Genomic DNA, 22,618 nt, shown 5'->3' with positions numbered 1-22,618 from the left:
TCCTCATTTGTTCAATTCCTCGAGCAGGCGTTCTTCGTTCCACACTTCCACGCCAAGTTCCGTCGCTTTCGCAAGCTTCGAACCGGCATCTTCCCCCGCGATAAGCAAGTCCGTGTTCTTGCTGACACTGCCCGTCACTTTGCCACCCAGCGCTTCGATACGTTCACCCGCTTCGCCACGGGTCAACCCTTCGAGCTTGCCCGTCAACACGACTTTCTTGCCTGCGAACGCGTTCGCTCCGGCTTCCACCCGAACTTTCGTACCCGTGTATGTTAAGTTGACGTCCGCAGCCGCTAAACGTTCCATCAAACCGTGAACTTCCTCGTTGTCGAAATACGTCACGACCGAATCCGCCACTTTATCGCCGATTTCGAAAATCGTCACCAGCTCTTCCACTTCCGCATGCTGCAGCGCTTCCATCGAACCGAAATGCTCTGACAGGATGCGTGCGCCTTTTTCCCCGACGAAACGGATGCCAAGGCCGAACAACAGCCGCTCCATCGAATTGCTGCGTGACGCATCAATATTCATCAGGAGCTTCGTGATCGATTTCTCCCCCATTCGTTCAAGGCCGATCAATTGTTCTTTCTCCAATTTGTACAGATCGGAAACGTCCGCGACGAGTCCTTCCCTGTACAGCTGCTCGATGACTTTCTCACCGAGACCCTCGATGTTCATCGCATTGCGCGAGACGAAGTGGATCAATCCTTCGACGATTTGTGCTGGGCACTGCGGATTGACGCAGCGCAGTGCCACTTCGCCTTCGATCCGGACAAGTTCCGCTTCACAAGCCGGGCAGTTCTCCGGCATTTGGAACGGCTCTTCGTCACCGCTCCGCATCTCGACGAGCGCCGAGACGACCTCCGGGATGATGTCCCCGGCTTTCCGGATAATGACATGGTCACCGATCCGGATGTCCTTTTCACGGATCAGGTCTTCGTTATGAAGGGAAGCACGCTGGACGGTCGTGCCCGCCACCGCCACCGGGTCAAGGATTGCCGTCGGTGTCACGACACCCGTGCGGCCGACATTCAAGTCGATGCCGCGAAGACGTGTGATGACTTCTTCTGCCGGGAACTTATACGCCGTCGCCCATTTCGGACTGCGCGCCGTAAAGCCCAGGTCTTGCTGTTGCAAGTAGGCGTTCACTTTTATGACGATACCGTCGATTTCATAAGGCAAGTCCATCCGTTTTCCTGTCCATCCCTCGATATAGGCGATGACGCTGTCGACATCCTGGCAGACCGCACGTTCGGGATTGATTTTGAAGCCAAGTTCGCCCAAGTAACTGAGCGTCTCATCATGATTTGTCAGGCCGTACGTTTCCGCATCGCCACCGATCGCATAGATGAAGACATCCAAGTTGCGGCTCGCTGCGATTTTCGGATCCAGCTGACGCAACGAACCTGCAGCAGCGTTCCGTGGGTTGGCGAATAGTTCTTCGCCGCGCTCCGCCTTCGCTTCATTCAATGCATGGAATGAGCCCTTCGGCATGAATACTTCTCCGCGCACTTCGAGTGATACCGGCTCTTTCAGGCGCAACGGAATCGATTGAATCGTCCGCAAGTTCGCCGTGATGTCTTCTCCGATCCTGCCGTCGCCACGCGTTGCTCCGCGGACGAAACGGCCTTCTTCGTACATGAGCGAAACGGCCAGCCCATCGATCTTCAGTTCACACACATACGAGATGTCTTCGCCAGCACCGCTTCGTGCACGTTTGTCGAAATCGCGTAAATCCTCTTCGTTGAATGCATTCGACAAAGAGAGCATTGGCTGTTCATGCGTCACTTTTTGGAAATTCGCAAGAGGTTCGCCGCCTACACGCTGTGTCGGGGAGTCCGGGAAGACGAGATCCGGGAATAGCTCCTCGAGCCCGATTAATTCATTCAGCAATTGATCATAAACCGCGTCCGGCACAGCCGGCTTGTCCAATACGTAATACGCATGGCCATACTGCTGCAACTGCTCATTCAGTTCCGTGACGCGCTGTTCCGCTTTTATCCGATCCATGAAGGTTCCTCCCGTTTATGCTTTTTCGATCGGTGCAAATTTGGCAAGAAGCCGCTTGATGCCGACCGGGCTCGGGAAGGCGATGTCGAGTTCGATCTGCTCGCCTTCTCCTTTAACGGAAACCACAGTCCCCGTGCCCCATTTTTTATGTTCCGCTTTGTCGCCGATCCGCCAGCCGGCTTTGTCGCCGCCGGTCTGTGCATACATCGGCCGTTTAACGGCAGGCCTGCGCGGTGCTGGTCTGGATACCGCACGCATCTGCACACCTTGCACCTCGAGCAATTCTTCCGAGATCTCTTTCAGGAAACGCGACGGCTGATTGTAGTTGCTCCGGCCGAACAATGTCCGTGACGTGGCATGGGTCAAATACAGCCGCTGCTCTGCTCGTGTAATGCCGACGTACGCGAGCCGGCGTTCTTCCTCCAGCTCGTCATTGTCGTTGTTCGAACGCGCATGCGGGAAGACGTTTTCCTCGAGGCCGATAATGAAGACGACCGGGAATTCCAGCCCTTTCGCTGCGTGCATCGTCATCAGAATGATCGGTCCGTCCGTCTCTTCCTCATCGTCCAGGGAATCGATATCCGAGATGAGCGCGAGGTCCGTCAAGAACGCGACAAGCGATTTGTCCTCGCTCTGTTCTTCGAATACTTTCGTCACTGACAGGAACTCCTCGATGTTCTCGAGACGGCTTTCACCTTCGATGGTCTTGTCCGCTTGAAGCATCTGGCGGTAGCCCGATTTCTTCAGCACTTCCTCGACCAGCTCTGTGACAGTCAAATAATCCTGCATCCCTGTGAAACCTTTGATCATGTCGCGGAACTCCACTGCAGATTGCGTGATTTTCGGCGACAGTCCGATGAAGTCTACTTCCTGAAGCGCATCCAGGATCGTCCGGTCATTCGAGATCGCATAGGACACCATCCGTTCGAACGATGTCGCTCCGATGCCGCGTTTCGGTTCGTTGATGACACGCGCAAGCGATAGGTCATCGTCGTTATTGGCGATCAGCCGCAAGTAGGCAAGCAAGTCCTTGATTTCTTTCCGGTCGTAGAACTTTGTGCCGCCGACAATGGCATAGGACATGTTCGATTTGACGAGCATTTCCTCCATGACGCGCGATTGTGCATTCGTCCGGTACAGCACGGCAAAGTCCGAAGTCTTGTAATCTTCCTGCTCCATCAGCTGCTGGATCGTCTGGACGATGTACTGCGCTTCCTGCCGCTCATCCCCTGCTTTGAATACAGTGATAGCCTGCCCTTCCGAATTGTCCGTATGCAATTCCTTCGGGTAACGGCTTGCGTTGTTCTTGATGACGTCATTCGCCGCCTGCAAGATCCGTTTTGTCGAGCGGTAGTTTTGTTCGAGCATGATGACTTTTGCCGAAGGATAATCCTTCTCGAATGTCAGAATGTTCGTTATATCCGCTCCACGCCAACGGTAGATTGATTGGTCAGAGTCACCAACCACACAAATATTCTTAAATTTTTCCGCCAATTTCTGCACGAGCTGGTACTGTGCATTGTTCGTATCCTGATACTCGTCGACGTGGATGTACTGGAATTTGTTCTGGTAAAACTCCAGCACATCCGGCACTTCGTTGAACAATTGCAGCGTCACCATGATGAGATCATCAAAGTCGAGCGACTGGTTCTTCCGCAGACGCTTCTCATATTCGTCGTACACGTTCGAGATCGCCTTCTCGTAAGGGTTCGCAGCATTCAGCTGCTGTGCGTATTGCTTCGCCGTGATGCACTCGTTCTTCGCCGATGAAATGGCGTTCAGCATTGAGCGCGGTTCGTATTGTTTCGGGTCCATGTTCAGTTGCTTCAAGACGTTCTTAATGACCGTCAATTGATCCGAGCCGTCAAGAATCGAGAAGTTTTTCGTAAAGCCGAGCCGATCGATGTTCTTGCGCAAGATCCGGACACACATCGAGTGGAACGTAGAGACCCACATGCGATCCCCTGTGCCGTGGCCAAGCAGGCCGTCGATCCGGTTGCGCATCTCGCGCGCCGCTTTGTTAGTAAATGTGATAGCAAGAATCTTTGACGGATACACTTGCTTCTCAAGAACGAGATACGCAATCCGGTGCGTCAAAACACGCGTCTTCCCCGAACCTGCTCCCGCCATGATCAAGAGTGGTCCTTCCGTCGTCTTGACTGCTTCTGCCTGCTCCGGATTCATTCCCTTGAGCAGGTTTTTTGTGATGATTTCCATCTTGCACCTCCACGAACATTTGTTTCTATTTTATACTGTGCTTGGCTGTTTCCGCAACCGCCGGCACAGTCGATAATGCCTGTTCCAAGTTTTCATACACGAGATTGCCGATCACTACCGTGTCAGCAACGGCCGCCATTTCCACCGCTTTCACGGCGCAGTCGATGCCGCCTCCGTAAAACAGCTGTGTCCGGTCGAGCACGGCAGCCGCTTCATGGACCAATTGAGGGTCACCATACTTGCCGCTGTATTCCATATAAAAGATCGGCAGCCGGAAGAAATGTTCTGCAAGACGGGCATAAGCGATGACGTCTTCATCCGTGAGTTCCGTATCTGCTCCGGTCAGCATCGCTGCTTTGCAATCGCCGTTCAGGATGCAATAGCCTTCCGGGACCAGTTCTTCCCAATCCATCATGTCGCCGTACGCACGGATCGCTTCGTGGTGAAGCCCTTTGATCCACTTCGGATCCTCACTATTGAGCACGGTCGGGATGAAATAATAATCGAAGCCCGGCACGATCGCCTCCAGTTCCGAAACCTCTAGTACCACTGGTACATTGAAGCGCCGCACGCGTGCCGTCAAGTCGAGCACGTTGTCGAGCGTGATGCCGTCGCTGCCGCCGATGATGATCGCGTCGGTCCCCGATTTGCACACTCGCTCCAATGCATCGTCTGCAATTTCCTTCGCGGGGTCCAATTTAAAGGCATGCCGCCATGATTGAAAATCCACTATTCCTCACCTGACTTCACATCAAATTTTCACCAACCCATTATAACAAAAAAAGCTGAACAGAGTCGTTCTCTGTTCAGTCTTCTACTAAATGGAACTGCTTTTCTTCCGGATACAGACGCTCGAGCATTTCATCATACGCATCGTTGCCGTAGTTCAGGCAGCGGCGGACACGTGAAATCGTCGCTGTCGATGCACCCGTTTCGTTTTTGATCTTCTCATACGTCTTCTTCATGCGCAGCATCCGTGCCACTTCCAACCGCTGCGAAAGTGATTGGATTTCGCTGATCGTACATAGATCGTCAAAAAATCGATACGCTTCTTCTTTATCGGATAAAGCAAGCACAGCTTCGATCAATTGATCCGTTTGCTTGCCGCGAATCTTGTCTATTTGCATGCTTTTCATCCTCCTCCCGGATATTGTCTTGGCTATCAGCAGCATCCCGCACAGAAATTGCTGCACGGAAGCATGGCATCCATTCCCTTTGCTGAATTCGTCCATCTTCCTGTCCGAAAGCAGGCCATGGACCCATTGTTCCCTTTGTTGAAAAAGCGGTTCAACGTAGCCTTCATTTTAGCACTTTTCTTTCACGCTTTAAAGCGTTGAAGCGCGAAAACACTAGAAACCTAGCGCATAAATGCCGGGAATAAGATTTTTTTATTCATCACATCGTAAATTCCTTGCTGCGTCACACGGATGTATGGCAAATGTGTCGCCTGCAAGAACAACAATGTGTAGATCGCATCTCCGTGCTTGTAGCCGCGCTCACGCAGCGCCGCTTTCAACTCCTGTTCGATCGGAATCAATTCTTCCATAGGAAGATCAGACGCCAGTCCACCTAACTGAAGTGGCAATTCGACGATGGTCTTACCGTCTTCAACCAGAACAATTCCGCCTTTTAAGCGCTTCAGTTCGTTGAACGCCGCCCACATATCTGCGCGGTTCTTCCCGATTAAGACGATATCCCCTGTCGTACTGTAAGATGACGCAAAGCCTTTCACGCTCGATGCAAAGCCTTTGATGATTGTATTGACGCGCCATTTTCCTTCGCGGTCGATCAAGATCAAGAAGCTCTCGTCATGTTCTTCCGATAAGAATCCGTCGTTCGGGTCAATTGAAACAGAATATGGCTTCGTAATAACGTCGTTGACCATTTGCAAGCCAAACGGCATCGAAAACTGGAAATCGTCCTCGTTCAATTCGAAGTCGAGTTCAAGTTCCGGCAAATGCTTCCAATCGATTGATGGCAACGTGAAGACTTTCTTCCCGTCACGCTTCAGCCAGACCCCTTTCGAAATAACGCTCGACGGTACCGGATTTTCGATGTCATCCAAAATATTGATGTTCGCGAAACGTCCTGTTGCGATCAAACCGTGCATGCTCGTCATGTTGTAGAAACGTGCCACGTTATACGAACTCATCATGTACGCATCGATCGCTGGTACGCCTGCTTCAAGTGCAATCTTCACACAAAGGTCCATGACCCCGTCAAGATGGAATGCCGGCGTCGAGCCGTCCGTCGTCATCATCAGCTTGTCGAACACTTCCAGCTCACGATCCACGACGCCTTTCAGAAGACTAGGAAGGTCTGGTCGAATCGAAGAATGGCGCAGCGTCACACCGTAACCGTGCAACAGACGCATCTCCACTTCATCGATGGTCATCGCTTCATGATCCCCGTCCGCTCCAAGCAATTTCATGCGGGCAAGCGTCTTCTCGGAAGCTCCCGGGAAGTGCCCTTCGATCTTCTTGCGGTTCGTCTTCGCCTGCTGGATCCAGTAAAGCATCTGGTCGTCACCGTTCAACAGCTTCGGCCATCCTGTCAGCTCCCCCCCGAGGATCACTTCCGGACGATCCAGCCACTCACCGACCGACTTGGAAGAAAACAGTTTGTCTTCTTCTGCAAGTGCCGTCTGCGAGTCGAAACGCGTCCACCAGTAGTAGGAGAACGGCAATTCATTCAATTGATCCAAAATTGAAAACGCTTTCTTATTTTCCATTGACAAAAATAACGTCAAGTTGTCCGAGATGAACATTGTCGTTCCGGACTGTGCTGCGTAATCCGCGAACGAATGTGGGTTGTACAACTGGAAAGGATGCACGTGCGGCTCAATATAACCCGGCACGATCCACTTGCCGGAAACATCGACCACTTCCGTATCCGGACCGACTTCCGGCATTTCTTTCCCTGCATAGACAATGCGGTCGCTCTGGATCCAAATGTTCCCTTCCATCCACTTTTTATAAATGCCGTGCAAGTAACGGGCATTCGTCAAAACGATATCGGGACTTTCATCTTTCGTGATGATCTGTAATTGCTTTCTTAGTTCCGTGATTTTCCACAACGGGTTGACCATTGGCTCCACCTCATTTTTTCAAGTATCCATGCTTTCTATACTAGCATAAGAATACACGGAAATACACGGATTCGGAGCCGGGAAAGGTGATGGTGGGCCGATCGTTCAGAAAAATGCCATTAGTCTTTAATTTTTGCGCACACATATTCCTTTTCGCAAACCAAAAAAACGGCCGATTCCCGGAAGTCGTTGGAAGCACTTCCAGGGCATCGCCGTTTTATTTAACTCATGGCATTGTATTGTTCAGTTCGCAGCGGTCTTCGTAATGGCAGCGAGGATGTCTTCCTTGGCCTCTTCCTGATAGCTCAGGACGTCTGCCACCGGCTCGTATGACTCACCGTAAAATGTCTCGTCTTTGTACGTGTGGATGTCTTCATACATCTTCTTCATGCCATTGAAAATCTCTTCTTCCGACTCACCGTTCGGCGCCCAGTAAAGAATCTCCATCGCGTTCTCTTCACCTGTTGCAAGTGAACGGCGGCTATAGCCGATCGAAGATGCATGTTCGAAACCTTCGCGTGCGTAGAAGCGCAAGCGCTTTTCCGAATCCGTGTCTTCGTAATCGACAGGCTCAACTTCGAGGATGATCGGCTTGTTCTTATCTTTCAGCATCTGAAGCATCTTCTTGCCGATCCCCATTCCGCGTGATTCTTTCGAGACGAACAAATAATCCACGAATGAGAATTGCGGGAATTCTGCGTACATCAATACGTGGTATTCACCTTCATCTTTGTGGTAGACGTCCCCTTTTTCCTTCAAAAGCGTGTCCATATGTTGCTTGGATTTCATTTCCTCCACCGGGAAATACTGATTCAGTTTTTCGTACCAATTCATAAACATCTTCTCCTTCCGCATCTGGGTGCCCTGCTGATTTTGTTTCAGTGGCCGGGTTTGGCCGATCGATCTGGAGTGTTCAAAAGAGGTAAAAGTGGGCTGTTGAAAATCCTCAGGCAAACTCCCGCGTTGCCAGGGGGCAAGCGGAATAAAAAACGGCACATCTTCCTAAGAATTTGTGCCGGCTTCCATTATACTATACTTTTTTCGAAATTGCACGCCATCCGATGTCTTTTCGGTAGAAGAATCCCGGCCATTCACAAGCCGCCAATTGCCGGTAAGCGTTCACCTGTGCTTCTTCGATCGATGGCCCTCTCGCAGACACGAGCAACACCCTTCCGCCAGCAGCAGTGAGTGCACCTCCCTGCTCCTTGACGCCTGCATACGTGATGCCAGCACCACCTTGCAAGGGAATTTCCGGTACCAGCGCGCCATGAGCGACCGTTCCCGGATAGCCTTCCGCGGCAACGACCACGCCGACGACCGCCTCGTCACTCCACTGGAGCGGCAAGGGCTGCCCTTCGAAAAGCGACTGCATGAAACGCGCAAAATCTGTCGTCATACGCGGCAACACAACTTGCGTTTCGGGGTCGCCGAAACGCGCATTGAACTCGATCACTTTCGGTCCCGCAGCAGTCCAGATGACACCGGTATAGAGAATGCCGTTGAACGGCGCACCTTCCTGCGCCATCGCTGAAACAGCAGGTTTGACGACCGTTTCGTACGTTTCTGCTACAACCGTATCCGGAATGTGCGGTACCGGAGAATATGCGCCCATGCCCCCGGTGTTCGGTCCTTCGTCATCGTCGTAAGCACGTTTATGATCTTGCGAAATGACCATCGGGTGGATTACGCCGTCCCAAACGAACGACATGAAAGAAAATTCTTCTCCCTCGAGAAACTCTTCGACGACAATCATTGAGCCAGCTTCAGCGAACCGGTTGCTCTCGAGCATGTCGGTGGCAGCCGCTTCCGCTTCCGCATCTGTCATCGCGACGACTACCCCTTTCCCTGCAGCAAGCCCGTCCGCTTTGATAACAAGCGGTGCGCCGTGCTTCCGGATGTAGGCGAGAGCCTCCGCAAGATCTGTGAACGTCGCGTATCCGGCAGTCGGGATGTTGTAGTCGTTCATGAGCTCTTTTGCGAACGACTTGCTCGCTTCGATTTGTGCAGCCGCTTTGGACGGGCCGAAAATACGCAAGCCCCGCTCCTCGAAGAAATCGACGATGCCTTCCGACAGCGGTTGTTCGGGACCGACGAATGTGAAATCGATCGCCTTCACTTCCGCAAAATCCGCGAGTGCAGCGAAATCCATTTCGTCAATCGCTACAAGCTCCGCATCTTTCCTCATGCCGTCATTGCCCGGTGCTGCATACACTGTATCCACTGCATCCGATTCGTTGAACTGGCGGGCGATGGCGTGTTCTCTGCCACCGCGGCCGATTACGAGAATATTCATGGGGTCCCCCGCTTTCATTAATGTTTGAAGTGGCGGTTGCCAGTGAAGACCATGGCAATGCCGTACTCATTCGCCTTGTCAATCGATTCCTGATCCTTCTTCGAACCACCCGGCTGGATGATCGCTTTAATGCCCGCCTGCGCTGCCGCCTCGACCGTGTCCGGCATCGGGAAGAAGGCATCCGAAGCCAGACATGCGCCGTTTGCCGCTTCGCCTGCTTGGTTGAGCGCGATCTTCGCAGAGCCGACGCGGTTCATCTGCCCGGCACCGATGCCGCGAGTCATGTCCCGGTCACAGACGACGATGGCATTCGATTTGACGTGCTTGACGACGCGCCAGCCGAGCTTCAGCGCTGCCCACTGTTCTTCCGTCGGCTGCTGCTCAGTCGGAACGGAAATCTGCGCCTCTTCAAAGCCGTATGTATCCGGCTCCTGGACAAGGAGCCCGCCTTCGACTGTCACCATGTTCCAGCTATCCGTGTTTTTCGATTCGAACGGAATCGACAGCAGACGGATGTTTTTCTTCGCCGTCAAGATTTCAAGTGCTTGCGTCGAAAATGCCGGCGCAATGATGATTTCGAGGAAAATGCCTGCAAGCTGCTCAGCCGTTTCCGCATCTACTTCACGGTTCAGTGAAACGATGCCGCCGAAGATCGATGTCGCATCCGCTTCGTATGCTTTCGTGAACGCTTTAGTTAACGTGTCTCCTGTACCGACGCCGCATGGGTTCATGTGCTTGACCGCTACCGCTGCCGGGCCTTCGAACTCCTTGATCAATTGAAGTGCTGCATTGGCATCTTGGATATTATTATAGGAAAGCTCTTTTCCATGCAGCTGCTCCGCATTGGCGATCGAGAAATCAGATCCAAGCGCACTTCTGTAGAACGCTGCTTTTTGGTGCGGGTTTTCGCCGTAACGAAGTACTTGCTGACGCTCGTATGTGACAGTCAGCTGAGACGGGAATTCCTCGCCGGCCAGTTCTGTCATGTATTCGGCAATGTACGCGTCGTATGCTGCTGTGTGGCGGAATACCTTCGCTGCAAGCTGACGACGGAACGCTGGTGCAGTCGTTCCTTCCGCTTCCAGTTCAGCCAATACTCGCGGGTAATCCGCTGCATCGACGATGACCGTCACGTCTGCATGGTTTTTCGCTGCTGAACGAAGCATCGACGGTCCACCGATGTCGATGTTCTCGATGGCATCTTCCACTGCCACATCCGGCTTTGAGATCGTGTCGCGGAACGGATACAAGTTGACGCAGACGATGTCGATCGGGGAAATGCCGTTGTCGGTCATTTCCGCTTGGTGCTGCGCGTCATCCCGCTTGGCAAGCAAACCGCCATGGATGAGCGGGTGCAACGTTTTCACACGGCCGCCGAGAATTTCAGGGAAGCCCGTCACTGCATCCACTGCTGTAATCGCGACACCGCCCTCCTCCAGGAATCCTTTCGTGCCTCCTGTCGACAGGATTTCGTATCCGAGCTTCTCGATCCCACGAGCAAATTCCAAAAGGCCCGATTTATCCGATACACTGATTAACGCTCTTTTCTTCAACTGAATTCCTCCTAAAAAATACTGTATGTACTAGCTGTAAAACGCTTGAAAACCGGTGAAGCCTGTCTCACCGGTTTTCAGCGAATAATTGCTGCAGGGTTGCAGGGTATAGCTCGTGTTCGATTGCGTGTATCTCTTGTTCCAGCTCTTCACGGCTGCGGTCTTCGATCAAAAATACACGCTGTGCAATGATCGGACCGGTGTCCATGCCCGCGTCGACAAAATGCACCGTGACTCCGGCAACTTTCGAACCGGCCGCAACTGTCTGACCGATCGCGTCCTTGCCCGGGAATGCCGGCAATGCGGACGGATGGATATTGACGATACGCCCTTCAAAAGCTTCAAGAAGCACGGAGCCGATAAGCCGCATGAATCCAGCAAGCACGATCCACTCCACTCCGTAAGCATGTAATTTCTCTTTTATCACTTGTTCATATTCCTGTTTTGACGCGTAGTCGGATGGACGGACGACAAATGACGCGATACCGGCCGCCTGTGCCCGTTCTAAGACATAAGCATCCGGCTTATCCGACACGACGAGCGCGATTTCAGCATCCAGCTCACCGCGGCCGATTGCCTCCGCCATGGCCTGGAAGTTCGAGCCGCTCCCCGATGCGAACACAGCGATGACGGGCTTATTCTGCATCGAGTGTCCCGTCCTGACTGCCTGTAAATTGTACGCCTTCCCGGTCTGACACTGCACCGATGATGTACGCCTTCTCACCGCTCGCTTCCGCTGCAGCGATGACTTGATCCACCTGAAGGGCTGGGACTGCCAGCACAAAGCCGATTCCCATATTAAAGACTGAATACAGGTCACGGTCCGCCAAGCTGCCTTTTTCCTTCAACAGCTTGAAAATATCCAGTACTGGCCAGCTGCCAAGTTCGACTTTCGCGCCGCATCCCGCAGGCATCATGCGCGGCAAGTTCTCGATGAAGCCGCCACCTGTGACGTGTGCCATCCCGTGGACGTCTGCTGCTGCTTGGATTGCAGCTACCGCTTTTGCATAGATCTTTGTCGGCTCAAGCAGCGTCTGCCCGAGTTCACCGAGCGATTCGTAGCCTGGGACCGCTTCGCCCATGCCGAAGTCATTCTGTTCGAAGACGATGTGGCGCACAAGTGAATAGCCGTTCGAGTGGATACCGCTTGAAGCAAGGCCGACCAATACGTCGCCTGGGCGAATCTTCTCGCCTGTCACGATCGCTGACTTTTCAGCCGCTCCGACTGCAAAGCCCGCAATATCATACTCATCTTCTTGATAAAGACCCGGCATCTCTGCTGTCTCTCCGCCGATCAATGCTGCTCCTGCTGCTACACAGCCGTCCGCAACACCTTTGACGATCGCTTCGATCCGCTCCGGAACCGCTTTTCCGACCGCGATGTAATCAAGGAAATAAAGCGGCTCAGCTCCTTGTGCGACGATATCATTCACACACATTGCGACACAGTCGATGCCGATCGTATCGTGACGGTCTGCCATGAACGCAAGCTTCAGCTTCGTGCCGACGCCGTCCGTTCCTGACACAAGAACCGGTTCTTTCAGATTCAGTGCGGATAAGTCGAACATGCCTCCGAATCCGCCGAATGTTCCCATCAAGCCCGTTCTCGCTGTGCGTGCAACGTGCGATTTCATTCGTTCAACGGCTTCGTAGCCCGCTTCGATATTGACTCCTGCTTTTTCATATGCGTTCGACATAATGGCCCTCCTATTGCGCTTCTTCTTTTTCGTGCGGCAAGACCGTGTCTGCGAAGATCTCCGTCGGGTACTTCCCGGTGAAGCATGCAAGACAATGGCCGCGTGTCGCATTCTCATCAGTCCGGCCGATGTTGTCGACCATGCCTTCCAGCGTCAGGAATGTCAGCGAGTCTGCACCGATCAACTCGCGCATCTCTTCCACACTATTGTTGCCGGCGATCAATTCGCCAGTTGTACTCGTATCAATGCCATAAAAACAAGGATTCTTGATCGGTGGTGAAGAGATTGCGACGTGCACTTCAAGTGCGCCGGCCTCTTTCAGTAAATTGACGATACGCCGCGATGTCGTGCCGCGCACGATCGAATCATCGACCATGATGACCCGTTTCCCTTCCACCACTTGGCGCACCGGAGACAGCTTCATCTTGACGCCTTGTTCCCGGAGGTCCTGTGACGGCTGGATGAATGTCCGGCCGACGTAGCGGTTCTTGATAAGACCGAGCTCATACGGGATGCCGCTCACTTCCGAGAAGCCGATCGCAGCGGAGATGCTCGAGTCCGGCACCCCTGTCACGACGTCTGCTTCGATGTTCATTTCTTTCGCCAATTGCTTACCGAGCCGTTTGCGCGCAGCGTGCACGTTGACCCCGTCGATGTCCGAATCCGGGCGGGAAAAATAGACATATTCCATCGCACAGATCGAACGTTCCGCCGGATAGGCGAAGCGTTCTGCACGGATTCCCGTATCGTCGATGACAAGCAATTCCCCCGGTTCCACAGAACGTTCGAATTCTGCACCGATCAAGTCGAATGCACATGTCTCGGATGCCACGACCCAAGCATTGCCGAGGCGGCCAAGTGACAGTGGACGCAAGCCGTTCGGATCAAGCGCCACGTACATTGCTTCTTCCGTCAAAATCACGCAGGCAAATGCACCTTTGAGAAGCGACAACGCATTTTTCAAGCGTTCTTCTGACGTTTCGTACGTGCTGCGTTTGATCAAGTGTGCGAGCACTTCCGTATCCGATGTCGTTTGGAAGATGCTGCCCTGCCACTCGAGGTGTGAGCGCAGCTGCATTGCATTTACTAAGTTTCCATTATGGGAAACGGCGAGGTTGCCCGTCGTCGATTTGAACAGCAGCGGCTGGACATTCTCGATGCCAGAGCCTCCTGAAGTTGCATACCGGACATGGCCGATCGCTGCGCTGCCGTGCATCGCTGCGAGCTTGTCCGTCGTGAACACTTCGTTGACGAGGCCTTCGCCTTTCAATGCCTTCAAATGGCTGCCGTCCGATACCACAATGCCGGCGCCTTCCTGGCCGCGGTGCTGCAAGGCATGCAGGCCATAGTAAGTCATCTGGGCGGCATTTTCATGCCCCCATACACCAAAGACGCCACATTCTTCGTTTAAGCTTCTGATTTCAGCAAGCATGGGATGGCTCCTTTCCAAGCCGAGCGGAGCGCTGCAACGGACTGTTCGATCCAAACGCTGCCGTCTTCACCTTTGACGATCAGCTCTTCACCTGTGACCGTTCCGATTTTCTTCGCGTCCGTGACGATCGCTTCGAATGCTTTCGCATGTTCCGGTGCGACCGTCAAGATGAAGCGTGACTGTGTCTCACTGAATAGTGCCGTCGTCTGAGAGCCGCTAAGCGTCACTTCAATGCCTAAGCCGTTGCCGAATGTCTTCTCAGCGAGTGCGACAGCGACGCCGCCTTCTGCTACGTCATGCGCAGATGCAACAAGCCCTTGCTGGATTGCAGACAAGATTTGCTCTTGGCGCACTGCCTCCACTTGCAAGTCGATTGCCGGGACTTTCCCTGAAATGTCGCCGTCGACCAATTTCTGAAGCTCACTGCCGCCGAATTCCGTCTTCGCTTCACCGATCAAATAAACGAAGTCGCCTGCTGTTTTCGCATCTTGCGTCGTGACGTGTGCCAAGTCTTCGACCAGTCCGACGAGACCGATTGTCGGTGTCGGGTAAACCGCTACTCCGCTCGTTTCGTTGTAAAGCGAGACGTTTCCGCCGATGACTGGTGTCGACAAGACGTTACATGCTTCCGACATGCCTTCTGCCGATTTTTCCATCTGCCAGAAGATCTCCGGTTTTTCAGGGCTGCCGAAGTTCAGGCAGTCCGTGATTGCAAGTGGACGTCCACCTGATACGACAACGTTCCGCGCTGCTTCTGCAACAGCGATTTTCCCACCCGTTTCCGGATCCAGGTAGACATAGCGTGAGTTGCAGTCTGTCGTCATCGCGAGCCCTTTGTTCGCGCCGCGCACACGGATGACCGCTGCATCCGAACCTGGTGAAACGACTGTGCTGGTGCGCACTTGGTGGTCATACTGGCTGTACACCCATTCTTTCGACGCGATGGTCGGCTGCTGCAATAGGTCGACGAGTGTCTTGTTCATGTCTTCGATCGCCGGCTCCGCATTCTCCATCGCCTGGTATTCCGTGAAGTATGCTGGGACTGCTGACGGCTTATGGTACACCGGTGCATCTTCTGCAAGTGCATCGACCGACACTTCCGCGACAATCTCGCCGTGATGTTTCAGTCGAAGCATGCGGTCATCCGTCACGCGGCCGATCGTTACAGCATCCAGGCCGTAGCGCTCGAACAACTCGACAATTTCCGGTTCGCGTCCCTGCTCAACGACGATGAGCATGCGTTCCTGTGATTCCGACAGCATCATTTCGTAAGCGGTCATGCCTGTCTCACGCTGCGGCACATGGTCAAGGTCCATTTCGATCCCGGATCCCGCCTTCGAAGCCATTTCTGCTGAAGAAGACGTAAGACCTGCCGCTCCCATGTCCTGAATGCCGACGAGCGCATCCGACTTCACAAGCTCGAGACATGCTTCCAGCAATAATTTTTCCATGAACGGGTCACCTACTTGCACCGCTGGACGGTTCTCATCGGATGTCTCCGTCAATTCCTCCGATGCGAATGTCGCGCCGTGGATACCGTCGCGCCCTGTTTTCGCCCCGACATACATGACCGGGTTGCCGACGCCTTTCGCGACACCTTTTTGAATATCTTCATGATTGATCAAACCTACGCACATTGCGTTGACGAGCGGATTGCCGTCATATGAATCGTCGAACTGCACTTCGCCGCCGACCGTCGGGATACCGATACAGTTTCCGTAGCCTGCGATTCCCGCAACCACTTCTTCGAATAAATATTTCACACGTGGAGATGTCAGCTCGCCGAAACGGAGTGAGTTCAGCATTGCCACAGGGCGCGCGCCCATTGAAAAGACGTCACGGATGATGCCGCCGACGCCTGTCGCTGCACCCTGGTACGGCTCAATTGCAGACGGATGGTTGTGCGATTCCATCTTGAAGACCACTGCCTGCCCGTCCCCGATGTCCACAATGCCCGCGCCTTCGCCCGGCCCTTGCAGCACATGTTCGCCAGTTGTCGGGAATTTCGAAAGAATCGGCTTCGAGTTTTTGTAAGAGCAATGCTCAGACCACATAACCGAGAACAAACCGGTTTCCGTATAATTCGGCAAACGCCCAAGAATGTCTTCCACCATTTGGAATTCGGCATCGGACAAGCCCATTTGCTGATACAATTTCTGTTCTTTGATTTGCTCCGCATTCGGTTCAAGCATGACTGACATTTGATTCCCTCCACTGTTTGACAATTGATTTGAACAAGGCCAAGCCGTCGCTGCCGCCGATCAAGTCGGATACTGCCCGCTCTGGGTGCGGCATCATGCCGAGCACATTGCCGCGCTCGTTGATGATTCCAGCGATGTTGCTGCGGCTGCCATTGAAGTCGTCTCCGTATGTGAAGACGATTTGGTTGTTCGCTTCCAAATGCGCATACGTTTCATCATCACAATAATAGTTCCCCTCGCCGTGAGCGACTGGAATCCGGATTTCCTGTCCTTCGCTGTATTGGTTCGTGAACAGCGTATCTGCATTCTCCACGTTCAACGTGACCGTCTTGCACACGAATTTCAAGTCTTTGTTACGCAGAAGCACACCAGGCAATAGTCCTGCTTCCGTCAAGATCTGGAAGCCGTTGCAGACGCCGAGAACCGGCTTGCCTGCATCCGCCGCCTTGCGCACTTCGTCCATCACGCCTGAGAAACGGGCAATCGCGCCAGCTCGCAGATAATCCCCGTAAGAAAAACCGCCCGGCAGTAAGATGCCGTCATATGCACTCAAATCCGTTGCGTCGTAACGCACATATTCCGCCTGCTCGCCAAGTTCATCGTTGATGGCATGAAGCATGTCCAAATCACAATTCGAACCCGGAAACACAATCACTGCGAACTTCATGAGGAGACAACCTCCTCCACGTCATAGCGGTAATCTTCAATCACCGTGTTCGTTAACAAGCGGTTACACATTTCCGTCACGAGCGCGTCGATGTCACGTTCGCTGTCCCCGACGATCAGTTCCATGTACTTGCCGATCCGCAGATCTTCAACTTCCCCATACCCCATCTTATGAAGCGACCCCATCACTGCAGAGCCTTGTGGATCCAAAACACTTTCACGCAAAGTTACGTATATTTTGACTTTTCTCATGAAAATTCTCCTCCCAATCGCGTTAAAATGAGCGCGTATGCTTGTGTCAAATCACCGAGGTCCCGGCGGAATACATCTTTATCGAGCTTCTCTTTCGTCTCGGCATCCCATAGCCGGCAAGTGTCCGGCGAAATTTCGTCCGCCAGAATGATCTTGCCGTCAGTGCCAATGCCAAACTCTACTTTAAAATCGACCAGTTCCACGCTGATCTCTTCAAAAAAACCACGTAACACATCATTGATTTCCAACCCTTGTTTTCGGAGCTCCCCGACTTCCTCTTCGTTCGCCAGTTCAAGCATATCAATATGCTCTTCTGTCAGGAGCGGGTCTCCCAGTGCATCGTCCTTCAAATAAAATTCCACGATCGGACGTTTCAGGACAGTGCCCTCCTCTATGCCGAGCCGCTTGGAAAGACTGCCGGCCGCAATGTTGCGGACGACAACCTCCAGTGGAATGATCGAAACTTGCTTCACGAGCTGCTCCCGGTCGGAAAGCTGCTTGATGAAGTGGGAGTCGATTCCTGCTGCTCTCAGTTTCTCGAACAGCAAAGATGTGATGCGGTTGTTAAGCGTACCTTTCCCTGCAATCTCCGCTTTCTTCTCCCCATTGAATGCTGTCGCTTCGTCTTTATACTCGACGCGCAGCACTCCTGTCTGATCCGTTGCATAAAGCCGTTTCGCTTTTCCTTCGTACAAAACATGAGCGTTTTCCATCAGAGAGCCTCCGTTCAATTTATGAAAATCAAGGTGTGTCGATCAGTTCAATCCAAGACGGTCGAAAATCATGTCGACTTGCTGGATGTGGTAATGGTAATCGAAGCAATCATCCAAGTCTTCTTTCGACAAGTGCTGTGTGATGGTTTCGTTCGCTTCGACGATGCCGCGGAACGGCTGTTGTGTTTCCCACGCTTCCATCGCACACGGCTGTACTGTATCGTATGCTGCTTCACGTGCCATCCCTTTGTCGATCAGCGTAAGAAGAACGCGCTGTGAGTAGATAAGGCCAAGTGTCGAGTCCATGTTGCGTTTCATGTTGTCCGGGAACACCGTCAAGTTCTTCACGATGTTGCCGAAGCGGTTCAGCATGTAGTTCAGTGCAATCGTCGCATCCGGCAAAATGACGCGCTCTGCACTTGAGTGTGAGATATCACGTTCGTGCCATAGCGATACGTTCTCATATGCGGTCATCATGTACCCGCGGATCAAGCGCGCAAGGCCTGTCATGTTTTCAGAACCGATCGGGTTGCGTTTATGCGGCATTGCAGATGAACCTTTTTGCCCTTTTGCAAAGAATTCCTCGACTTCACGTGTCTCCGATTTCTGCAAGCCGCGGATCTCCGTCGCGAACTTCTCGATCGACGATGCGATCAATGCAAGTGTGCTCATATATTGTGCATGACGGTCACGCTGTAATGTTTGTGTCGAAATCGGTGAAGCTGCAAGTCCTAGCTGCTCACACACATATTTCTCGACGAATGGATCGATGTTTGCGTACGTGCCGACAGCACCTGACATCTTCCCAGTCTCGATCGTTTTCGCAGCAGCTTCGAAACGCTCTACGTTGCGTTTCATTTCTTCGTGCCACAGTGCCAGCTTCAAGCCGAATGTCGTCGGTTCTGCATGGACACCGTGTGTGCGTCCCATCATGACTGTCATTTTGTGCTCTTTCGCTTTCACCGCCAGAATGTCGACGAAGCGGTTCAAGTCGTTGCGCAAGATTTCGTTCGCTTGTTTGATCAAGTAAGACAACGCCGTATCGACGACATCTGTCGAAGTGAGACCGTAATGCACCCACTTTCGTTCTTCGCCGAGCGTTTCCGAAACGGCGCGTGTGAATGCCACAACGTCGTGACGTGTCTCTTCTTCGATTTCCAAAATGCGGTCTACCGAGAATGAAGCATTCTCACGGATTTTCGCTGCATCTTCTTTCGGAATATCACCAATTTCCGCCCATGCTTCACAAGCAAGAATTTCAACTTCCAGCCAAGCCTGGTAACGGTTTTCATCTGTCCAAATGGCACCCATCTCAGGACGCGTATAACGTGCGATCATAAAGTAGTTCCTCCAATTATTCCGGCCAAATGCCGGATTTTTCGATTTCTGCCAATGTCTCTTCCAGGTCGTCCGTCAAAATCGTGACGTGCCCCATCTTCCGTTTCAGCTTCGCTTCCGCTTTGCCGTACAAATGAAGCGACCAGTTCGGATAACGGCTGATGATGCTCGTCAGTGGTGCCACATGCTCCCCGAGCACATTGACCATGACTGCACTCTTCCACAGCTCCGGCTTGCGCATCGGCCAGCCACAGATAGCGCGGATGTGCTGGTGGAATTGCGAGCTATTCGTCGCCTCGATCGAATAGTGGCCCGAGTTATGCGGACGCGGTGCCAGTTCATTCACGATGATCGAGCCGTCTTCGAGCACGAACATTTCGACTGCTAATGTTCCTACCATTTTTAAATGGTCAGCGATTTGGTGAGCCGCCCGTTCCGCCTGTTCGAGTGACTTGTCAGCCACACGCGCCGGAACGATCGTCTCATGGAGAATATGCGAGACATGGATGTTCTCCCCGATTGGGAGGACAGCTGCTTCACCGTGCACATTGCGCTGGATGATGACCGAAATCTCTTTCGTGAATGGCACGAACGCTTCTGCGATACATGCTCCATTATCAAACAGCTCCTGTGCAAGCGACAGCTCGGCTTCAGAGGCGATCAATTGCTGCCCTTTGCCGTCATAGCCGCCTGTTGCAGTCTTCACGATGAATGGAAACGCCAGCTGCGTGTGCTTCTCGTGAAGCTCTTCGTAAGAGGCAAGCGTGATGTAATCCGCTACCGGCACACCCGCGTCACGAATTGCCTGCTTTTCAAAAATCCGGTTCTGTGTCAGGCGGATCAATTCAGCACCTTGTGGCAAGTACGCTTTCGCAGCGAGACGCTCCAATGCAGCAGCATCGATATTTTCAAACTCGTACGTAATCACGTCACTCGCTTCCGCAAGTTCCGCGAGCGCATCCTCGTCATCGAATGGAGCCACGATGCGGATGTCTGCAACTTGCCCTGTCGGTGAGTCGATACCCGGATCAAGCACCGCAATCCGGAAGCCAGCTTCTTTCGCCGCAAGCGCCATCATACGTCCAAGCTGTCCGCCGCCGATGATTCCGATCGTCTGTCCTGGTAAAATCGTTTTGATCATTGTAAGTCACCTGAGCTTTTCACGACTTGTGCACGCGTCGCTTCTCTCTTCTCTTCAAGCGCTGCGGCTACCGTTTCATCCGTCGCACCGAGAATCTGTGCCGCAAGAAGTCCTGCGTTCGTTGCCCCAGCTTTTCCGATGGCCACTGTCGCAACCGGTACACCGCCCGGCATTTGCACGATCGACAAGAGCGAATCCAAGCCATTCAGCGCCTTCGATTGGACCGGTACCCCAATCACGGGAAGTGTCGTCTTCGCGGCGACCATCCCCGGCAAGTGTGCAGCACCGCCAGCTCCTGCTACAATTACTTGCAGTCCACGTTCACGCGCCTCTTCTGCGTAAGTAAACATGAGATCCGGTGTACGGTGCGCAGAAACCACCTTTTTCTCATAAGCAATTCCGAGTTCGTCCAGTACGTCACATGTATGTTTCATCGTTTCCCAATCACTCGTACTTCCCATAATAACGCCGATTCTTGCACCCATTCCGAATCTCTCCTTTACTCAAGTAAAAAAGCCCTCAAATAAACTGCTCACATTTACGTGAAAAGCAGTCTACTTAAGGGCAAAAATTTGGCGAATTGAAAATGACGGCATGCAAACGCACATCCCTCGCAAATTTCCATTAAGTCGCTTTCCCGCATAGTCCGGACATTACGGTGTCCTGGTAGAAACGCAGAAGCCAATTCTTCTGCATATATGTCGGTTCCAACTTCATCATAACAAGCTCATACGGCAGCGTCAACCATAAAGTCGAACAATAAACAAATTGATATATTCAATGTTCGTCTTTAGGTAATTTTGACATTATTCTTCTGAATGAATTCCTTTAAACTGAATTTTCTGCCGCAAATGGACAGGCTTCCCGTCGACTTCGTGAAAGATCGGTTCTTCCCGCCGTCCCATCGGCATATAGCCGGCGTCCGCCATCCGCTTCAAGCAGTCGTCAATCGTTTCGTTCTCTTCCACTTCAAACCAAACCGTTTTTTTACTCATTTAAACAATTTCCCTCTCTTTACAGACTTGACCCAAAACCCGCCATGGATCGCTTTCGGTTCATACGAAATGATAAAGGCTTTCGGGTCCATTTCTTTGATGGTGGCATACAGCGCCAGTTCCATTTTCCGAGGCGTCAAGATCTGCATCGTGTGCCGCCCGCCTTCCATGCCGTTAGCCGTCCAGTCCGTCACGCCATACCCTTTATCCCGCAGTTGCTTCGGCAGCGCATGGTCGATTTCACTCGTGATGACATTGACGGTGATGTAACCAAGCGCCAGCTTCTCTTCAATTTTCGAGCCTATGATAACCCCGGAACCATACCCGAGCGCATACGCAATCAAGTTCTGGATCTCGCCTAAGTTATCGAGCACCAGCCCAAGTCCTACTATATAAATGACGGTCTCGATCATGCTGACAAACGCCGCAATGTACCGATACCCTTTCAACGTCATGATCATCCGAACTGTGAAAAATGATACGTACACAATGTTGATGGTGAAGATGATAAGAATCATCAACCATGGATTAAGATCCAACTTCCATTCTCCCTTTCCGACTCTCTTCTAAAGAATCTTTCTCATAATAGTCGAAATAACACGGGATTGCAAGGTCCTATAGCGAAAGAAAAAACAGGAAGCAAGCAGCCTTAAGGAAGTTCCTGCCACCTGTTCCCGACGAAGCGCACCATGCTGTCGAATTTTCCAGCGACAAGGAGCCAGTGGATTCTCCTGGAACGGACGATAAAGGATGCCGCTTAGAAACCTTATCGTACTTGTCGGAGCGGCCCTGGCCGCTCCAGATCCATTTGTGCGCACTTCAGGCTTCGGCTTTAATTTCGTTTTTTGGCAAATAAAGAATGAACAGCAGGAGCTTGAATCCTTTAAGCTTTGAAGGGTTGTGAGAAAATCAAAAAAGACCGCAACCGGAATCTACCCGGTTGCGGTCTTTTGTTTGCCCAGCGACGTCCTACTCTCACAGGGGGAGACCCCCAACTACCATCGGCGCAAAAGAGCTTAACT

Annotated in this window: 20 protein-coding genes and 1 riboswitch; all 20 genes read right to left on the bottom strand. The window is 52.5% G+C overall.

Translation table 11 applies throughout. From position 1 onward, the window contains the following. Positions 1–3 precede the first annotated feature (3 nt). On the bottom strand, positions 4–2,010 hold the full coding sequence (ligA, locus tag GIW82_RS13520) for an NAD-dependent DNA ligase LigA (RefSeq protein ID WP_154750484.1): 2,007 nt from the start codon (positions 2,008–2,010) through the stop codon (positions 4–6). A gap of 15 nt (positions 2,011–2,025) precedes the next feature. Further along, positions 2,026–4,227, bottom strand: coding sequence for a DNA helicase PcrA (gene pcrA, locus GIW82_RS13515; protein ID WP_154750483.1), 2,202 nt, complete (start codon positions 4,225–4,227; stop codon positions 2,026–2,028). Positions 4,228–4,252: 25 nt separating this feature from the next. Continuing rightward, positions 4,253–4,957, bottom strand: a complete 705-nt coding sequence (pcrB, locus tag GIW82_RS13510) for a heptaprenylglyceryl phosphate synthase (RefSeq protein WP_370456243.1) — start codon at positions 4,955–4,957, stop codon at positions 4,253–4,255. Between the two features lie 76 nt (positions 4,958–5,033). Further along, complete coding sequence (locus GIW82_RS13505) at positions 5,034–5,354, bottom strand: YerC/YecD family TrpR-related protein (RefSeq protein WP_154750482.1); 321 nt, start codon at positions 5,352–5,354, stop codon at positions 5,034–5,036. A 230-nt stretch (positions 5,355–5,584) separates the two neighbouring features. Further along, complete coding sequence (locus GIW82_RS13500) at positions 5,585–7,315, bottom strand: adenine deaminase C-terminal domain-containing protein (protein WP_154750481.1); 1,731 nt, start codon at positions 7,313–7,315, stop codon at positions 5,585–5,587. 243 nt (positions 7,316–7,558) lie between these two features. Continuing rightward, on the bottom strand, positions 7,559–8,149 hold the full coding sequence (locus GIW82_RS13495; protein ID WP_154750480.1) for a GNAT family N-acetyltransferase: 591 nt from the start codon (positions 8,147–8,149) through the stop codon (positions 7,559–7,561). A 196-nt stretch (positions 8,150–8,345) separates the two neighbouring features. Beyond that, positions 8,346–9,608, bottom strand: a complete 1,263-nt coding sequence (purD, locus tag GIW82_RS13490) for a phosphoribosylamine--glycine ligase (protein ID WP_154750479.1) — start codon at positions 9,606–9,608, stop codon at positions 8,346–8,348. Between the two features lie 17 nt (positions 9,609–9,625). Continuing rightward, positions 9,626–11,161, bottom strand: coding sequence for a bifunctional phosphoribosylaminoimidazolecarboxamide formyltransferase/IMP cyclohydrolase (purH, locus tag GIW82_RS13485; RefSeq protein ID WP_154750478.1), 1,536 nt, complete (start codon positions 11,159–11,161; stop codon positions 9,626–9,628). A gap of 67 nt (positions 11,162–11,228) precedes the next feature. Further along, positions 11,229–11,807, bottom strand: a complete 579-nt coding sequence (purN, locus tag GIW82_RS13480) for a phosphoribosylglycinamide formyltransferase (protein WP_154750477.1) — start codon at positions 11,805–11,807, stop codon at positions 11,229–11,231. Next, complete coding sequence (gene purM, locus GIW82_RS13475) at positions 11,797–12,858, bottom strand: phosphoribosylformylglycinamidine cyclo-ligase (protein WP_154750476.1); 1,062 nt, start codon at positions 12,856–12,858, stop codon at positions 11,797–11,799. Before purM ends, purN begins: the two co-directional genes overlap by 11 nt. 10 nt (positions 12,859–12,868) lie before the next feature. Continuing rightward, positions 12,869–14,290, bottom strand: a complete 1,422-nt coding sequence (gene purF / locus GIW82_RS13470; RefSeq protein WP_154750475.1) for an amidophosphoribosyltransferase — start codon at positions 14,288–14,290, stop codon at positions 12,869–12,871. Next, complete coding sequence (gene purL, locus GIW82_RS13465) at positions 14,266–16,491, bottom strand: phosphoribosylformylglycinamidine synthase subunit PurL (RefSeq protein ID WP_154750474.1); 2,226 nt, start codon at positions 16,489–16,491, stop codon at positions 14,266–14,268. Before purL ends, purF begins: the two co-directional genes overlap by 25 nt. Next, positions 16,475–17,158 carry a phosphoribosylformylglycinamidine synthase subunit PurQ gene (purQ, locus tag GIW82_RS13460; RefSeq protein WP_154750473.1) on the bottom strand — a complete coding sequence of 228 codons (684 nt, stop codon included), beginning with the start codon at positions 17,156–17,158 and terminating at the stop codon, positions 16,475–16,477. Before purQ ends, purL begins: the two co-directional genes overlap by 17 nt. Then, entirely contained in the window at positions 17,155–17,409 is a 255-nt protein-coding gene (gene purS, locus GIW82_RS13455) for a phosphoribosylformylglycinamidine synthase subunit PurS (RefSeq protein ID WP_154750472.1), read from the bottom strand. Before purS ends, purQ begins: the two co-directional genes overlap by 4 nt. Beyond that, entirely contained in the window at positions 17,406–18,122 is a 717-nt protein-coding gene (gene purC, locus GIW82_RS13450; RefSeq protein WP_154750471.1) for a phosphoribosylaminoimidazolesuccinocarboxamide synthase, read from the bottom strand. The genes purS and purC overlap by 4 nt, the downstream gene beginning before the upstream one ends. 42 nt (positions 18,123–18,164) lie before the next feature. Beyond that, positions 18,165–19,460, bottom strand: coding sequence for an adenylosuccinate lyase (gene purB, locus GIW82_RS13445; protein ID WP_154750470.1), 1,296 nt, complete (start codon positions 19,458–19,460; stop codon positions 18,165–18,167). 16 nt (positions 19,461–19,476) lie between these two features. Further along, positions 19,477–20,601: a 5-(carboxyamino)imidazole ribonucleotide synthase gene (gene purK / locus GIW82_RS13440; RefSeq protein WP_154750469.1), complete on the bottom strand. Its 1,125-nt coding sequence runs from the start codon at positions 20,599–20,601 to the stop codon at positions 19,477–19,479. Next, positions 20,598–21,086, bottom strand: coding sequence for a 5-(carboxyamino)imidazole ribonucleotide mutase (purE, locus tag GIW82_RS13435; protein ID WP_154750468.1), 489 nt, complete (start codon positions 21,084–21,086; stop codon positions 20,598–20,600). The genes purK and purE overlap by 4 nt, the downstream gene beginning before the upstream one ends. Positions 21,087–21,223: 137 nt before the next feature. Continuing rightward, positions 21,224–21,323: riboswitch (purine riboswitch) on the bottom strand. Positions 21,324–21,407: 84 nt separating this feature from the next. Continuing rightward, complete coding sequence (locus GIW82_RS13430; RefSeq protein WP_154750467.1) at positions 21,408–21,596, bottom strand: NETI motif-containing protein; 189 nt, start codon at positions 21,594–21,596, stop codon at positions 21,408–21,410. Continuing rightward, on the bottom strand, positions 21,593–22,114 hold the full coding sequence (locus GIW82_RS13425; RefSeq protein WP_195914061.1) for a DUF2179 domain-containing protein: 522 nt from the start codon (positions 22,112–22,114) through the stop codon (positions 21,593–21,595). Before GIW82_RS13425 ends, GIW82_RS13430 begins: the two co-directional genes overlap by 4 nt. Between the last annotated feature and the right edge of the window lie 504 nt (positions 22,115–22,618).

The sequence above is a fragment of the Planomicrobium sp. YIM 101495 genome (assembly GCF_009707665.1).
Lineage (GTDB): Bacteria > Bacillota > Bacilli > Bacillales_A > Planococcaceae > Planococcus.
The sequence above is the reverse complement of the archived record's forward strand: the minus strand, read 5'-3'. Positions and strand labels throughout refer to the sequence as shown.

Bases quoted from the DNA above. Each gene is read 5' to 3' on its own strand.
- purM (WP_154750476.1), bottom strand. From the start codon at position 12,858: ATGTCGAACGCATATGAAAAAGCAGGAGTCAATATCGAAGCGGGCTAC.
- purN (WP_154750477.1), bottom strand. From the start codon at position 11,807: ATGCAGAATAAGCCCGTCATCGCTGTGTTCGCATCGGGGAGCGGCTCG.
- purE (WP_154750468.1), bottom strand. From the start codon at position 21,086: ATGGGTGCAAGAATCGGCGTTATTATGGGAAGTACGAGTGATTGGGAA.
- purK (WP_154750469.1), bottom strand. From the start codon at position 20,601: ATGATCAAAACGATTTTACCAGGACAGACGATCGGAATCATCGGCGGC.
- GIW82_RS13505 (WP_154750482.1), bottom strand. From the start codon at position 5,354: ATGCAAATAGACAAGATTCGCGGCAAGCAAACGGATCAATTGATCGAA.
- GIW82_RS13495 (WP_154750480.1), bottom strand. From the start codon at position 8,149: ATGAATTGGTACGAAAAACTGAATCAGTATTTCCCGGTGGAGGAAATG.
- GIW82_RS13500 (WP_154750481.1), bottom strand. From the start codon at position 7,315: ATGGTCAACCCGTTGTGGAAAATCACGGAACTAAGAAAGCAATTACAG.
- purF (WP_154750475.1), bottom strand. From the start codon at position 14,290: ATGCTTGCTGAAATCAGAAGCTTAAACGAAGAATGTGGCGTCTTTGGT.
- purQ (WP_154750473.1), bottom strand. From the start codon at position 17,158: ATGAAGTTCGCAGTGATTGTGTTTCCGGGTTCGAATTGTGATTTGGAC.
- pcrA (WP_154750483.1), bottom strand. From the start codon at position 4,227: ATGGAAATCATCACAAAAAACCTGCTCAAGGGAATGAATCCGGAGCAG.
- purS (WP_154750472.1), bottom strand. From the start codon at position 17,409: ATGAGAAAAGTCAAAATATACGTAACTTTGCGTGAAAGTGTTTTGGAT.
- purB (WP_154750470.1), bottom strand. From the start codon at position 19,460: ATGATCGCACGTTATACGCGTCCTGAGATGGGTGCCATTTGGACAGAT.
- purC (WP_154750471.1), bottom strand. From the start codon at position 18,122: ATGGAAAACGCTCATGTTTTGTACGAAGGAAAAGCGAAACGGCTTTAT.
- ligA (WP_154750484.1), bottom strand. From the start codon at position 2,010: ATGGATCGGATAAAAGCGGAACAGCGCGTCACGGAACTGAATGAGCAG.
- purD (WP_154750479.1), bottom strand. From the start codon at position 9,608: ATGAATATTCTCGTAATCGGCCGCGGTGGCAGAGAACACGCCATCGCC.
- GIW82_RS13430 (WP_154750467.1), bottom strand. From the start codon at position 21,596: ATGAGTAAAAAAACGGTTTGGTTTGAAGTGGAAGAGAACGAAACGATT.
- GIW82_RS13425 (WP_195914061.1), bottom strand. From the start codon at position 22,114: ATGATTCTTATCATCTTCACCATCAACATTGTGTACGTATCATTTTTC.
- purL (WP_154750474.1), bottom strand. From the start codon at position 16,491: ATGTCAGTCATGCTTGAACCGAATGCGGAGCAAATCAAAGAACAGAAA.